17 protein-coding genes are annotated in these 12821 nt (G+C 56.1%); 2 read left to right on the top strand and 15 right to left on the bottom strand.

From position 1 onward, the window contains the following. Position 1: 1 nt before the first annotated feature. From rplX to rpsJ, 13 genes are read right to left on the bottom strand one after another with little or no spacing between them, the layout of a single operon-like run. Positions 2–232: a 50S ribosomal protein L24 gene (gene rplX / locus WCX18_RS12065; RefSeq protein ID WP_231019344.1), complete on the bottom strand. Its 231-nt coding sequence runs from the start codon at positions 230–232 to the stop codon at positions 2–4. Then, complete coding sequence (gene rplN, locus WCX18_RS12070; protein ID WP_345988204.1) at positions 232–600, bottom strand: 50S ribosomal protein L14; 369 nt, start codon at positions 598–600, stop codon at positions 232–234. The genes rplX and rplN overlap by 1 nt, the downstream gene beginning before the upstream one ends. Further along, entirely contained in the window at positions 597–848 is a 252-nt protein-coding gene (rpsQ, locus tag WCX18_RS12075; protein WP_345985386.1) for a 30S ribosomal protein S17, read from the bottom strand. The genes rplN and rpsQ overlap by 4 nt, the downstream gene beginning before the upstream one ends. 10 nt (positions 849–858) lie before the next feature. Beyond that, complete coding sequence (gene rpmC / locus WCX18_RS12080; protein WP_231019347.1) at positions 859–1044, bottom strand: 50S ribosomal protein L29; 186 nt, start codon at positions 1042–1044, stop codon at positions 859–861. Beyond that, on the bottom strand, positions 1031–1456 hold the full coding sequence (gene rplP / locus WCX18_RS12085) for a 50S ribosomal protein L16 (RefSeq protein ID WP_345988206.1): 426 nt from the start codon (positions 1454–1456) through the stop codon (positions 1031–1033). Before rplP ends, rpmC begins: the two co-directional genes overlap by 14 nt. Positions 1457–1458: 2 nt before the next feature. Continuing rightward, positions 1459–2163 carry a 30S ribosomal protein S3 gene (rpsC, locus tag WCX18_RS12090; RefSeq protein ID WP_345985388.1) on the bottom strand — a complete coding sequence of 235 codons (705 nt, stop codon included), beginning with the start codon at positions 2161–2163 and terminating at the stop codon, positions 1459–1461. 2 nt (positions 2164–2165) lie between these two features. Further along, the gene (rplV, locus tag WCX18_RS12095) at positions 2166–2483 is read right to left on the bottom strand and encodes a 50S ribosomal protein L22 (protein ID WP_231019351.1); all 318 of its coding nucleotides are present in this window, start codon (positions 2481–2483) and stop codon (positions 2166–2168) included. A gap of 3 nt (positions 2484–2486) precedes the next feature. Beyond that, on the bottom strand, positions 2487–2762 hold the full coding sequence (gene rpsS, locus WCX18_RS12100; protein ID WP_231019352.1) for a 30S ribosomal protein S19: 276 nt from the start codon (positions 2760–2762) through the stop codon (positions 2487–2489). Between the two features lie 3 nt (positions 2763–2765). Continuing rightward, complete coding sequence (rplB, locus tag WCX18_RS12105; RefSeq protein ID WP_345988208.1) at positions 2766–3596, bottom strand: 50S ribosomal protein L2; 831 nt, start codon at positions 3594–3596, stop codon at positions 2766–2768. Positions 3597–3598: 2 nt separating this feature from the next. Then, positions 3599–3880, bottom strand: coding sequence for a 50S ribosomal protein L23 (locus WCX18_RS12110; RefSeq protein WP_345985391.1), 282 nt, complete (start codon positions 3878–3880; stop codon positions 3599–3601). Position 3881: 1 nt separating this feature from the next. Then, a complete protein-coding gene (gene rplD / locus WCX18_RS12115) occupies positions 3882–4493 on the bottom strand; it encodes a 50S ribosomal protein L4 (RefSeq protein ID WP_345985392.1) in 612 nt (203 codons plus the stop codon). Then, positions 4490–5065 (bottom strand): 50S ribosomal protein L3, encoded by a 576-nt coding sequence (rplC, locus tag WCX18_RS12120; protein ID WP_345985393.1) that lies wholly within the window; start codon positions 5063–5065, stop codon positions 4490–4492. Before rplC ends, rplD begins: the two co-directional genes overlap by 4 nt. Before the next feature lie 11 nt (positions 5066–5076). Beyond that, the gene (rpsJ, locus tag WCX18_RS12125) at positions 5077–5388 is read right to left on the bottom strand and encodes a 30S ribosomal protein S10 (RefSeq protein WP_231019358.1); all 312 of its coding nucleotides are present in this window, start codon (positions 5386–5388) and stop codon (positions 5077–5079) included. Positions 5389–5568: 180 nt separating this feature from the next. Here rpsJ and WCX18_RS12130 point away from each other — a divergent pair, with 180 nt between their 5' ends. Beyond that, positions 5569–6639: an ATP-binding protein gene (locus WCX18_RS12130; RefSeq protein WP_345988210.1), complete on the top strand. Its 1071-nt coding sequence runs from the start codon at positions 5569–5571 to the stop codon at positions 6637–6639. A gap of 55 nt (positions 6640–6694) precedes the next feature. Continuing rightward, entirely contained in the window at positions 6695–9013 is a 2319-nt protein-coding gene (locus tag WCX18_RS12135; RefSeq protein ID WP_345988212.1) for an EAL domain-containing protein, read from the top strand. Between the two features lie 18 nt (positions 9014–9031). Here WCX18_RS12135 and WCX18_RS12140 read toward each other — a convergent pair whose 3' ends face one another. Beyond that, the gene (locus WCX18_RS12140) at positions 9032–10804 is read right to left on the bottom strand and encodes a hypothetical protein (RefSeq protein ID WP_345988213.1); all 1773 of its coding nucleotides are present in this window, start codon (positions 10802–10804) and stop codon (positions 9032–9034) included. Positions 10805–10890: 86 nt separating this feature from the next. Beyond that, complete coding sequence (locus WCX18_RS12145; protein ID WP_345988215.1) at positions 10891–12765, bottom strand: alkaline phosphatase PhoX; 1875 nt, start codon at positions 12763–12765, stop codon at positions 10891–10893. Between the last annotated feature and the right edge of the window lie 56 nt (positions 12766–12821).

Here is a 12821-nt window from a genome sequence, read left to right on the forward strand (position 1 = left end):
CTTACGCCTCCACTTTGCGGACATTGGATGCATCGATCGGCATCTCTTTGCTCATAAATCCGCCCTTCGGGTTCTCTTCTGTCGGCTTGACCGCTTTTTTCGCAAGCTTACAGCCTTTGACGAGGACCTTGTTCTCTTTCGGCATGACCATCAGAACTTCTGCCTTGGTGCCTTTGTCGTCACCGGCAATGATCTCGACCATATCGCCTTTTTTGAAGTTAAACTTTGCCATTACACAACCTCCGGAGCCAGGGATACGATCTTCATGAACCCTGCGTAGCGTACTTCACGGCTGACAGGACCGAAGATACGGGTACCGATCGGCTCTCTTTTTGCGTCGAGGATGACGGCAGCGTTGTCATCGAAACGGATCAGAGAACCGTTTTCGCGCTGTACTTCTTTTTTCGTACGGACAACGACAGCCTTGACGACCTGACCTTTTTTGACTTTTCCGGTCGGGAGCGCTTTCTTCACGGAAGCAACGATAACGTCACCTACAGAAGCGTAACGGCGCTTGGAACCGCCCAGAACCTTGATACACATGATCTCTTTCGCACCAGTGTTGTCAGCAACATTCAGACGAGTAAAGCTCTGGATCATGACTCTACTCCTGTCGCAACAACGCTTTTGAGTTCAAAAGACTTCGTCTTGGACATCGGGCGACACTCGATTGCGATCACTTCGTCACCGACGTTAAGCGTGTTGTTCTCATCGTGGATGAGATATTTTTTGAAGCGCTTGACCGTTTTGTGGTAGCGCGGGTGCATAACACGGCGTTCAACGACAACTGTCGCTGTCTTGTCACCGGCTTTCTTGACGACTACACCCTGAATTTCACGTTTAGACATCCGGGTCTCCTTACTTCGCTGCGCTGAGCGCAGTGTTGATACGGGCGATATCTTTGCGTACGTTACGCAGCTCGCTCGTGTTCTGCAGTTGCATCGTTTTTTGCTTCAGTCTCAGCGTGAAGAGCTCAGTCTTCTTCTCTTTGAGCATTGCGCTCAGTTCTGCTGAGGTCTTCTCTGCCAAATCAGTATACTTCATTGTCCATCTCCGCCGTTACAATTTTCGTTTTGAATGGCAGCTTGTGCATCGCAAGCGTCAGCGCTTCGCGTGCCAGGGACTCTTCAACGCCACCCATTTCGAAGATGATACGACCCGGTTTAATGTTCATTACCCACTGGTCGATCGCACCTTTACCTTTACCCATACGTACTTCAAGCGGTTTCGCTGTGAGCGGCTTGTCCGGGAAAACACGGATCCAGATCTTACCCTGGCGCTTGATGTGACGGGTTGCCGCGATACGCGCAGACTCGATCTGGCGGGAGTTGATACGGCCCGCTTCGACTGCCTTGATTGCGATATCGCCGAACGCAAGTTTGTAGCCGCTGCGCGCTTTACCGCGGTTGCGACCCTTCATGTACTTGCGGAATTTCATTCTTTTTGGCATCAACATGATTAATCCGCCTTTCTCGGAGCACGACCGCGGCGCTCACGTTTTACTTCTTCTTCTTTCGGCTCCGGCTGGATACCTTTGGAGAGGACTTCACCTTTGAAGATCCAGACCTTGATACCGATGATGCCGTAAGTCGTGTGCGCTTCGGCAAAACCGTAATCGATCTTGGCACGGAGCGTATGCAGCGGCACGCGGCCTTCGCGGTACCACTCGGTACGTGCCATTTCAGCACCACCGAGGCGGCCTGCGACGGCGATACGGATACCTTTGGCACCGGCACGCTGTGCATTCTGCATTACTTTCTTCATCGCACGGCGGAACGCAACGCGGCGCTCCAGCTGTGTCGCAACGTTCTCGGCAACGAGCTGCGCCGCGATCATCGACTTTTTCTCTTCTTTGATGTTGACCGCAATGTCTTTGCCGATCAGGTTCTGAAGCTTTGTTTTGAGCTTCTCGATATCAGCACCCTTTTTACCGATGATGATACCCGGGCGCGCTGCGACGATCGTGACGCGCAGACGCTTCACCGTACGCTCGATGATGATGTTGTTCACACCCGCATAGTAGAGTTCCTTTTTCAGGAAAGTACGGATTTTGTGGTCTTCGCCCAGGTTGGCCGGTGCGTTTTTGAAATTCGGATACCAGCGGGACTCCCAGTTACGGTTGATGCCCAGACGGAATCCGATCGGATTGACTTTCTGACCCATAATTATTTGCCCTCTACTTCTACTAAGATGTGTGCCGTCGGTTTGCGGATCCCGCTAGCCATACCGCGAGCACGCGGACGGAAGCGCTTGAGAACCGGACCGTTGTCAACACGGCAAGAAGTGATCACACAGTCGCTGGCATCGTTGCCGCTGTTCGCGACAGCCGATGCAACGACTTTGGAGATGATCTTCGCCGCTTTGTTCGGCGTGAACTCCAGTGCAGCGATCGCTTCTTCAGCGTTCATGCCCTGGATTTCGCGTGCGATGAGGCGAGACTTCGTCGGAGAGACGCGGATAAATTTCAACAGTGCTCTTGCCATCTTTTAGCCCTTTCTCTGTACAGAGCCCTTGTGGCCCTTGAATGTACGTGTCGGAGCGAACTCACCGAGCTTGTAGCCGATGTGGTTCTCTGTCACGTAGACCGGTACAAACTGGCGTCCGTTATGGACATTGAGTGTCAGACCGATCATATCCGGCAGGATCACGCTGCGGCGTGACCATGTCTTGATAGGCTTATTGCTCTTCGCTTCTTTGGCTGCGAGCACTTTTTTCATCAAATGGTCGTCTACGAACGGACCTTTTTTTACTGAACGTGCCATCGATTAACCTTTCTTACGACGAGTGATAATAAGCTTATCGCTCGCTTTTTTACGACGCGTTTTCGCACCCTTGGTCGGTTTACCCCACGGAGTAACCGGGTGACGACCGGAGTTTGTTTTACCTTCACCACCACCGTGCGGGTGGTCAATCGGGTTCATCGCGGAACCGCGCGTCTGCGGGCGGATACCCATGTGGCGTGTACGGCCGGCTTTCGCGAAGACGATGTTGCTGTACTCTTCGTTACCGACAGTACCGATCGTCGCCATACACTCGCCGAGGACGTAGCGCATCTCACCGGAAGGCAGACGCAGGGAGACGTACTTGCCGTCACGACCCATGATCTGAGCGGATGCACCGGCAGAGCGGACCATCTGGCCACCTTTGCCCGGCTTGAGCTCGACATTGTGGACGGTCGTACCGACCGGAATGCTTTTGAGCTTCATCGCGTTGCCCGGCTTGATGTCGAGCCCTTCTGCTGCTGCGGCAACAGCGTCACCGACGTTCAGGCCTTTCGGCTGAAGGATGTAACGCTTTTCACCGTCCGCGTAGTTGACCAGCGCGATACGGCAGTTGCGGTACGGATCGTATTCGATCGATGCGACTTTGCCCGGAATGCCGAACTTGTTACGCTTGAAATCGATGATACGGTACAGCTTCTTCGCTCCACCCTGCTTGTGGCGGGATGTGATGCGTCCGTTGTTGTTACGACCAGCGTTAACCGGCAGCTTGACCAGCAGAGAGCGGACAGATGCCTTTGCTGTAATGTCACCGGAGTCGATGTTCGTATAGAAACGGCGACTCGGAGTAATTGGTCTGTAGGTTTTAATTGCCATGATTACACCGCCATCGATTCGATTGCCGCGCCTTCAGGCAGCTTTACGTAGAACTTTTTAAAGTCGTTCTGCTTGCCCATGACACCGCGGAAGCGTTTTGTTTTACCGCTTTGGTTCAGTGAGTTGATGCGTGTCGGGATGACACCGAAGTACTCACGGAACACCTCTTTGAGACCGCTTTTGGTCATGCGCGGGGATGTCTGAACAACGACGACACCCTCTTCCTGCAGACCAAGCGTTTTCTCAGTGTAAACGATTGATTTAATATCTGTAATATCAGCCATCTTAGCTCTCTTTAGTCAGATTTTCCCATACCGCTTTTTCGATAACGACAGCGCGGTATGCTGATGCCAGGAATGCATTCAGTTCATTCTCTTCAACCAGGTAAGTTGACTGGATGTTACGGAAGGCCAGGAACGTGTTCTCATCAACGATGGACTTGACGAGCAGCGCATCGCGGACGCCCAGCTTGTCAAACATTGCCTTGGCATCTTTCGTTTTGCCTGACGCGATCTCGATCGAATCAACGATGAAGAGTTTGCCTTCATTCGCCAGAGCGTCAAGGGCAAAGTTCAGCGCGAGCTTCTTCTGCTTCTTGTTGACTTTCTGGTCGTAGTTACGGCCGGTGTTCGGACCGTGAACAACCGCACCGCCAACCCATACAGGCGAACGGCGTGAACCGGCACGTGCACCACCGCGGCCCTTCTGTGCCCACGGTTTCTTGCCGCCGCCGCGAACCTCGGAACGGGTCTTCGCGGAAGCAGTATCAGCGCGCAGACCCGCCTGGTATGCTTTCACATACAGGTAGAGGTTGTGCGGGTTGATACCCGAAAAGCTTTCCGGCAGTGCAAGCTCGGATGCTTTTTCAAAATTTTCATTCAATACGATAGCGCTCATTTAACAACCTTTACACGACCCATAGCACCGTTTGCGCCCGGGATAGAACCCGCGACGACGAGGATGCCGTTCTCTGCGTCGTAAGAAATCACTTCGTTTTTGACGGTGACCTGAGTGTTACCGTACTGACCGGCCATTTTGCGGCCCGGCTGGACGCGGCCCGGCCATTCACAGTTACCGATAGAACCCGGACGGCGGTGGAAACGTGAACCGTGTGCACCCGGACCCCCAGCAAAGTTCCAGCGTTTCATAACACCGGTGTAACCGCGACCTTTTGTGTTGAAAGAGGCTTTGACCACTTTCGCTTCACCCAGGGGTGCAGTTTCAAGATCACCGGCTTCCGTGTTGCTGACAGTCAGCGTGACGAAACGGTTGAACTCTTTCGGCAGGTCGTATTTCTTCTGCTGACCTTCGATAGACTTGTTCATCTTTTTGCCGTCATTGTATGCAACGATCGCGCGGCCGTTTTCGACTTCGCAGACCTTTGCTTCCTTGACTTTCAGAAGCGTTACCGGAGTACTCGGAACGCTGATAGTACGGCTCATACCGATTTTTTCAACAATATATTCCATTGTGTTACTCCTTACTTGTCCATCGAGCGGACTTCTACATCCACTTCCGGCGCCAGATCAAGTTTCATCAGAGAGTCGACCGTATCCGGCGTAGCGGAGACGATGTCGATCAGACGGGCGTGCATACGGATCTCGAACTGCTCACGGCTGTCTTTGTTGACGTGAACGGATTTGAGAACCGTATATTTACGGATTTTTGTCGGAAGCGGAATCGGACCGCGGATTTCCGCACCCGTACGCTTTACAGCTTCTACAATAGAACTAACCGAACGATCCAGTACACGGTGATCGTACGCTCTCAGTTTCAAACGAATCTTTTCCATAGTTTTTCCTCATTAAAGAACTCGTTGGATCTTCTCCAACTATTATAAAGGGAGCGGAATTATACTGAGATCACTTTCCGAATTCAAGGGTTTTAGGGGGGTAAAAGCCAAATTTGTAGAAATTTATTTCCTTCTAAAAAGGAAATGGTAAAATCACTCTAGTCAAAAAAGGGGGATGCCATGACCGAACTGCTGGAAAAGTATTACCGCCAGGACCTTCACGCAGGCGGCTATGTCGAACGCAAGTTCTCGGTGCCGGAGCACTCCTTCTGCCTCAGCGGCGTCGCCCTCAGCGGCAAAACCATGCTCGTCAAACACTACCTGCTGCAGCAGCGCAAGGCCTCCTACCTCTACATCGACTGCAGCGATATCCGTCTTGATACCGACCGCTTCAACGCCCAGATCCGTTCGTTCTGCAATACCCATGACATTGAAACCGTTGTGCTGGACAACTACCGGCCGGAGCTGCTGCGCCCCGCCGTATCGCAGCTGATCCTCATCGGCCGCGAGCTAACTGACACCCAGGACCTTGCCCACTACCGTCTTTTCCCCCTGGATTTCGAAGAGTTCCTGGCTTTCGAGCGCAAGTACGATGAGAGTGCCCTCAACGACTTCCTGCAGCTGGGGGGATTCCCGGTGATGCACAGGACCCCTTCCGAGGAGCGAAACCTCCTGCTGCAGCGTACCTTCAAAACCGCCCTGGGCGATATCGGCTTCGACCTGATGCAGCTGGCCGCCCGCCTCTACACCCAGAAGGTCTCCGCTTTCATGCTCTACGAACGGCTCAAGAGCGAACGCAAAATCTCCAAAGACATGCTTTACCGGCACTATGAGAAACTGATTGCCGAGGGGTACCTGCACGCCGTGGCCAAGTTCGACCACCCCAGGGCCACAAAGAAGCTCTACCTCTGCGACATCGCCCTCAAAAACGCCCTGGTCTTCCAGAAACACTTCGGTCGCCTTTTCGAAAACATGGTGCTGGCCGAACTCGTCAAGCACCGAACACAGATCTTCTATGAGGAGCAGATCGACTTCTACCTGCCCGAAAGCGGCCGCGTCATTCTCTGCATGCCCTTCGGGACCAAGGAGATCCTCTTCAAAAAGATCGAACAGGCAGAAGCCTTCATCGTTACCCACGGGGTGAAGAAGGTCGAAGTCATCACGATGAGCAGCGAATCCTCCCTGCACCACCCCTTCGTCGAAGCGGAGATGATCCCCTTTGCGCAGTGGGCACTGAGCGATGAGGGCTGACGTCAGCCTTAAAACACAAAATAGAGTATAATAGCCCGAAAAACGAAAGGCACGGATGAAGGGATCGTCACTGCTCCACCTCTCCAAGCATTTCCGGGAAGCCGACGACATCCGGCTGCGCCTCCTCCGGCTTCTCTACGACAACTTCTCGGGTGCCGCCATCGTCATCTGGTTCAATGCATCGCTTTTCGTCTATATCCTCTGGCCGGTCGCAGACCACACGCAGCTGCTGTTCTGGTACGCCTTTATCTCGGGCATCACCCTGATCCGTGTCGTCGATACGAGCCTCTTTTTCCGGCAGAAGTTACCGACCTACAGTCAATGGTACAAGCGTCTGTTCCTCGGCGTCCTCTTTTCGGCTATCGCCTGGGGGGCCATCCCGCTGATCTTCTTCGCCGCGGTCGCCCCCATCTACCAGATGTTCATCATCCTTCTGACCGTGGGCATGAGTGCGGGCGCCCTCAGTACCCTTGCGGCGGACCTGCGCCTCTCGTTTATCTATCTCTTCGCCCTGCTCGTCCCCCTGGCCTACCGTCTGCTTGAAGCGGATTCACCGATCTATTTCGCCTCGTTCATCCTCGTCCTCGCCTTTATTATCGTCGTCATCCGCACCGCCCGCGAGTTTCACCTCAGCCTCGTCGAGAGCTACCGCAACCTCGAGCTGTACCACCACGCGAAAGCGCGCCTCAGCAAAAGTGAACAGCGACTGCACATGATGTTTGAACAGGCCCCCATCGGGATCTTCTACTACGATAACGACCTGGTCATCGTCGATGCCAATAACGCATTGTGTGCTTTCCTCCATGCCGAACGCGACCAGCTCGTAGGGCTCCATCTGCGGGACCTCCCCGATCAGCGACCCCTGCGCGGCGCCTACCACGACGACAACTATACCCGTTACGGCGTCTACGAAGGTCCATACCATACCAAGCTGCGGGGCCTGGACCTCTGGATCAAAGTGGAGTTCATCCCCATCGTCGATGACCGCGGCGGCATGATCGGCGGCATGGCGATGTTCACCGACAAGACCCAGGAACACAACGCCATGAAGCAGGCGGAGTTCCTCGCCCTGCACGATCCGCTGACACGGCTGCCCAACCGGGAGCTGCTCAAAGAGCGCATCCGCCAGCTGCTCAAGGAGGACCGCCGTCTCGCCCACTTCTCAGCCCTGCTCTTTTTGGACCTGGACCGCTTCAAACACATTAACGACAGCGCCGGCCACCTTGTCGGTGACCAGCTGCTCGTCGAGACGGCCCGGCGTCTGGAGACGCTGCTGCGCGAAAGCGATACCCTCAGCCGTCTCGGGGGAGATGAATTCGTCATCCTGCTGCCCGTGATCGCCAGCGATGAGGACGGGACCGTCCGCCACGCCTTCCAGGTCGCGGAAAAGATCCACGAAGCCCTGCGGCAACCCTACCGCATCGAAGGCCACCAGCTCTATACCTCCTGCAGTATCGGGATTACGACCCTGGAAAGCTTCCCCGACGATATCGACGAAGTCCTGCGCCGCGCCGACACCGCGATGTACCAGGCCAAGGAGGAGGGGCGCGACCGTACCCGGTTCTACGATCCCGAGATGGACCAGAAAGCCCGCGACTACCTCCATACGCAGCAACGGCTCCGCCATGCGATCGATACGGACGGCTTCACCCTCTGTTACCAACCCATCGTTCAGATCGCGACCGACCGCGTCATCGCCGCCGAAGCGCTGCTGCGCTGGCATGACGAGATCGGCAACGAGATTTCCCCGGCCCACTTTATCCCGGTCGCCGAGGAGTCGGGGATGATCAGGGCCATCGGCGAATGGGTCATTGACGAAACGTGCCGGCAGATCAGCACCTGGGAAGCGGAGGGGATCTTCAACCTGGAGTATATCTCCGTCAATATCAGTCCCCGCCAGCTCATTGAAAGCGACTTCGCCGACGTCATCGTCGAAAGCGTCAGGCGCCACGGCATCGCTCCCGAACAGCTGCGGCTCGAAATCACGGAGACGGCACTCATCGAGAACTTCGACAAGACGAAAAAGCTCATCGACACACTCAACGCCGAAGGGGTCAAGTTCATTATCGACGACTTCGGTACCGGCTACTCCTCCCTCTCCTACCTCAAACAGTTTGCCTTTTCGGCCCTCAAGATCGACCAGAGCTTTATCCGCGACATCCTGCAGGACCCCAAGGACGCAGCCCTGGTGCGCGCCATTATCGACATCGCCCGCCAGTTCGGCTACCAGGTCATCGCAGAGGGGGTCGAGGAGGAAGCGCAGCGCGAGATGCTGCGTGAGAATGACGCCGCCGTCGCCTACCAGGGGTACCTCTGCAGCGAAGCGAAAGAGGCTGCGGCATTTGCAGAACATCTGCACAAAAAGGGGTGTTAACCCTTACACTTAAACGGTTTACTGCAGCGGGTAGCGTTTCATCGTGACGGCCTTGATACCGGTCGGGGTATCGACCGCCACCTGCTGATGCACATTTGCCGCGGGCGAAACGTGCGCATCGCGGCCGTAGATATAGCCCTGCTCCTCCACGATGACCCTGTAAGCCTTGTTCAGCATCAGCGCCCTCGCTTTCGAAGGAATGATAAGGCGGGAGACATCGCTGTGCAGCGCTTCGATCTCTGACGGTATCAGGCTCCCGTTCGCATCGAAAAAGCGTGCCATGACCTCATCGTTGCCACGGAATTCATCCCCGGCATGGTTCGCTTCCAGGTAGAGGGTGTACTCATAACGACCGTCGGCCAGGAGCGGCTCTTTGATACCGTTAAAACCGCTCTCCGACTGCGTCCAGTGGTACCACCCCATCTGCTTTGCTCCCCCCTCGAATTTTCGCGGGAAGACAAAGGTGCTGTCGACGACGGCACCGATGCCCGAATGGCAGCCGATGCAGAAGAGCGTCTCCTCGTAGGTCTGGGGCCGCAGGTACCCCTCTTTGTCCTCGATAAAGCCCTGGTAGACCCAACCCAGTCCCGTATTGAGCCCCGTCTCCTCGTTGCCGGTGATCGTACGCAGGCGGTTGGGGAAGGCATCCTTGTCCTTGATCTCCGCCTGGGCCGCGTTGGAGAGCTGCGGGTAGGTGTTCCAGGCGCTCTTGCGTCCGTAGCGCAGCTCCTTCATCCGCGGGGCCATCCCGACGCTGCCGTTGGCGTCCACATCGAGATAGCGCACCGTATGCAGGAACTCCGTCTGCTCGGGGTAGAGGCCGGGGGCCATGTGCAGTGCGTTGTCGATCTGCGCGTTTTGCGCGCGCCCGACGTAGTACATGGCGTAGTTGTAAAAGCGCTTCTTTTCAAAATCGTACGAGGGTGCGGCCCAGCGGTAGACGACCTTCGCCGCGCTGTCGAGCGTGCCGTTCTGGTTCAGGTCCACGCCGTACACCTTCTCGTCCACCGGCGCGATTGCGATGTCGCGGCGTTTGATCAGCGCCTCCACGATGGCGAGGTTGAGCTTATAGACCTCTTTGTCGAAGACCCCCTCCTTGGTCTGCCGCATCACTTCCGGCAGACGGATCAGCACGTCGTCCGTGGAGCCGTTCGTCGGCCAGAAGGTGCCCAGGAACGGATAGTAGGCAAAGGCCCGCCAGCCGGTAAAAGTGCCGTCCGGGTCACGGTCGAACCCCTCACCGTCAAACGCGAAGTAGCAGTCCGGGACGTAGCCGCCCCACTGCCCGTCATGGTTGTAATCCCAGGTGTCCGGGACATGCTTCAGGATCTCGCCGAGCATGATGCTGCCGTTGGCGTCGAAGTAGTTGTCCCCGCGGACGTACTCAAGGATCGCCGTGTCGGAGACGGCGTCCACGGCATCCGTGCGGTCGATAAAGAGGTTGCTCCACGGGTTCTTGTAGGTCGCTTCGCTGAAAGCGTAGCGCTCCTGAAGGGCCGCGTCGTCGATGTAGTTGGGTTCGACCGAGTTGATATGACAGCTGAAACAGGGGTTGTGTACACGCCCGTCGGTTGCTTCGGTCTTCGTATAACACTGCGACGTCACATAGGCGCCGTAGCTGTTCTTGACGGTCATCGCCGTCACGTCCGTGAAGACCTGCTCCGTTTCATAGAGGCTCGCATTGGCCTCGGGAAGCGGGGGAGGCGTCGTATCGGCGTCACCTGCCGGGGTATCGCTGCTGCAGCCTGCAAAGAGTAAAACAATGGCCAGGAGATAAGAGGGGTACTTCATGATTCTATCCTTGCAGACCGTACGGAGGAGGCGGTACGGTCTGCACGAAGAGAAGGCGGGATGCCCTCTCCGATCGCCAAGGGCGATCAGAACTTGAACGGTCCGACGACACCGACGAAGGACTCTTTCTGCGCGTCCGTCGCCTGGCCGACGAGGCCGTACTCTACGTCGCCGGTGGAGACTTCACCGAAGGGGTGCTGCGTGACGACAGTGAGGTAGTCATACCCTTTGACGTCGCGCTCCCAGTACGGAGACGTCGTCTCGGAACCGTACGGTGTAGAGATGATGCGGGTCAGCTTCTCGCTGACGACATCGTAGGCCCAGACGAAGTCGTTCGGGTGCGCCCCGGTATCTTCGCCGATCGTCAGGATATTCTGTCCCGCGAGGTAGGTAACGTTGTCCGGGTTGGCAATACCGCTGACCGCACAGGTGTAGCTCTCATACGCAGAGCCTTCCGGGTAGGATGCCGGCGCACCTTCGACAACCGCATGCATGTTGTGAACGACATAGTTGCTGTCGATCATCGCCTGCTCCGAGTCGTAGGCTGTCTGCGTCTCCCCGTTGATGTTCAGTCCGTAGACCGCACCGCACTTGTTCTCGGAAAGACGGATATCACCCGCATCGTCCGTCATCCCCTTGCGGACTTCGCTCATCGCGACGAACAGAAGGTTGTGGTCAGGGTCGAAAGTGACACCCTCTTCTTTTCTGAACTCGGTCGTTGCGCCCTTCATTGCGGCGAAACGGCGTGTTTCGAGGAAGGCAGCCGCTTTCTCCATGCCCGTTTTGACCTGCAGACACTCTTTGCCCATCGCCGTGTTGACGTAGGTGTACCCCGGGTTACAGGCATCGCCCACCGGTGCTTCGTATGCGAAGATATCGCTGAAGACCGGCTCGCCGGCAACGATCGTACGGATCTCCGCATCCGTCGCGTGGCCCAGCTTGATCCACATCAGGTCGGCTTTGCCCGCACCTTCGTCAGACGTCTGGATCCACTTGGCCGCGTACAGTGTCCCCGCGCTCAGATCCTGCGCCGCATCGGCAATATACATGTAGAAACCGACGTTCGTGCCGTCATCGGTGAGGTACGCCGTACGTTCATCCGGCATAACGTAGGCGAGTTCCCACGCCGCACGCCCCATGCTGAAGTGTTTTGTATAGTCGAAAACCGGTGTTGCTACAGAAGCATCCACTTTGACTTCCGGGATCCAGCCGTAGAAGTACGGGTTGTTGTCCGCCGTCGCGTTCGCGTTGTTCTCGTCTTTCCAGTAGAACTTCGTCACCTCGTTGAAGCGTGAGTTGCTGGTCAGCTTCGTGGACGGATCGAGCGTGTCCTCGATTTTTTTCGCATCGGGCTCGTACTCTTCGGAACCGAGGTGGGATTCCCACGGCGTCGTCATACCGGCACAGTGAACCCAGCCGCCGAAGTCCGCCTTCTGGCTGATGTACTGCATGGAGTCCGGTTTGACGGAGAGGGTGCCGTTGTTCTGCTGCAGCTCCATACCGTACATGCCGCCGATGCCGCATTCGAACTGGTTGACCATAAAGATACGGCCGTTCGCGCGCAGGATGGAAGAGTGGTCCAGACCCGAACCGTCACCGCTGTTCGTACCGTTACAGATGTACGGGCTGCCGTCGGTGAAACTGATCGCCGCATCCGTATGGTCTTTGAGCAGACCGAAGGTCTCGCCGTTGTTCACATCGGCTGTCGCCATCAGCTTCATAAAGCCGATGGACGCCGTTTTCCCCGTTTTGAGGTAAGTAACGCTGTCCGTGGCGCGGAGGCTGGATTTCTCCTCGTCGAGGACAGGGGCGCTCAGCTCCGAAAAGGAGATCAGCGTCGCCTCGTTCGCGTTCGGGGTGATCCCGTCAACGCCGTTGGAACCGTCTTCGGTACAGCCGCTGAGCATCAGCAGTGCTGCTGCCGAGGCGGATAACATCGTAATGGTTTTATCAAACTTCATCGTCCAATCCTTGTTTAAAAAAGATGGCGAATTGTAGGCGGCGAATATTACGCCCG

Source organism: Sulfurimonas sp. HSL1-2 (assembly GCF_039645565.1).
In the GTDB taxonomy this organism is placed as follows: domain Bacteria; phylum Campylobacterota; class Campylobacteria; order Campylobacterales; family Sulfurimonadaceae; genus Thiomicrolovo; species Thiomicrolovo zhangzhouensis.

Coding starts and splice junctions, on each gene's coding strand:
- rplB (WP_345988208.1), bottom strand. CDS start 3,596: ATGGCAATTAAAACCTACAGACCAATTACTCCGAGTCGCCGTTTCTAT.
- WCX18_RS12110 (WP_345985391.1), bottom strand. CDS start 3,880: ATGGCTGATATTACAGATATTAAATCAATCGTTTACACTGAGAAAACG.
- rpsC (WP_345985388.1), bottom strand. CDS start 2,163: ATGGGTCAGAAAGTCAATCCGATCGGATTCCGTCTGGGCATCAACCGT.
- rpsQ (WP_345985386.1), bottom strand. CDS start 848: ATGTCTAAACGTGAAATTCAGGGTGTAGTCGTCAAGAAAGCCGGTGAC.
- rplV (WP_231019351.1), bottom strand. CDS start 2,483: ATGGCAAGAGCACTGTTGAAATTTATCCGCGTCTCTCCGACGAAGTCT.
- rplP (WP_345988206.1), bottom strand. CDS start 1,456: ATGTTGATGCCAAAAAGAATGAAATTCCGCAAGTACATGAAGGGTCGC.
- rpsJ (WP_231019358.1), bottom strand. CDS start 5,388: ATGGAAAAGATTCGTTTGAAACTGAGAGCGTACGATCACCGTGTACTG.
- rpmC (WP_231019347.1), bottom strand. CDS start 1,044: ATGAAGTATACTGATTTGGCAGAGAAGACCTCAGCAGAACTGAGCGCA.
- rplX (WP_231019344.1), bottom strand. CDS start 232: ATGGCAAAGTTTAACTTCAAAAAAGGCGATATGGTCGAGATCATTGCC.
- rpsS (WP_231019352.1), bottom strand. CDS start 2,762: ATGGCACGTTCAGTAAAAAAAGGTCCGTTCGTAGACGACCATTTGATG.
- WCX18_RS12130 (WP_345988210.1), top strand. CDS start 5,569: ATGACCGAACTGCTGGAAAAGTATTACCGCCAGGACCTTCACGCAGGC.
- WCX18_RS12145 (WP_345988215.1), bottom strand. CDS start 12,765: ATGAAGTTTGATAAAACCATTACGATGTTATCCGCCTCGGCAGCAGCA.
- WCX18_RS12135 (WP_345988212.1), top strand. CDS start 6,695: ATGAAGGGATCGTCACTGCTCCACCTCTCCAAGCATTTCCGGGAAGCC.
- rplC (WP_345985393.1), bottom strand. CDS start 5,065: ATGGAATATATTGTTGAAAAAATCGGTATGAGCCGTACTATCAGCGTT.
- rplN (WP_345988204.1), bottom strand. CDS start 600: ATGATCCAGAGCTTTACTCGTCTGAATGTTGCTGACAACACTGGTGCG.
- rplD (WP_345985392.1), bottom strand. CDS start 4,493: ATGAGCGCTATCGTATTGAATGAAAATTTTGAAAAAGCATCCGAGCTT.
- WCX18_RS12140 (WP_345988213.1), bottom strand. CDS start 10,804: ATGAAGTACCCCTCTTATCTCCTGGCCATTGTTTTACTCTTTGCAGGC.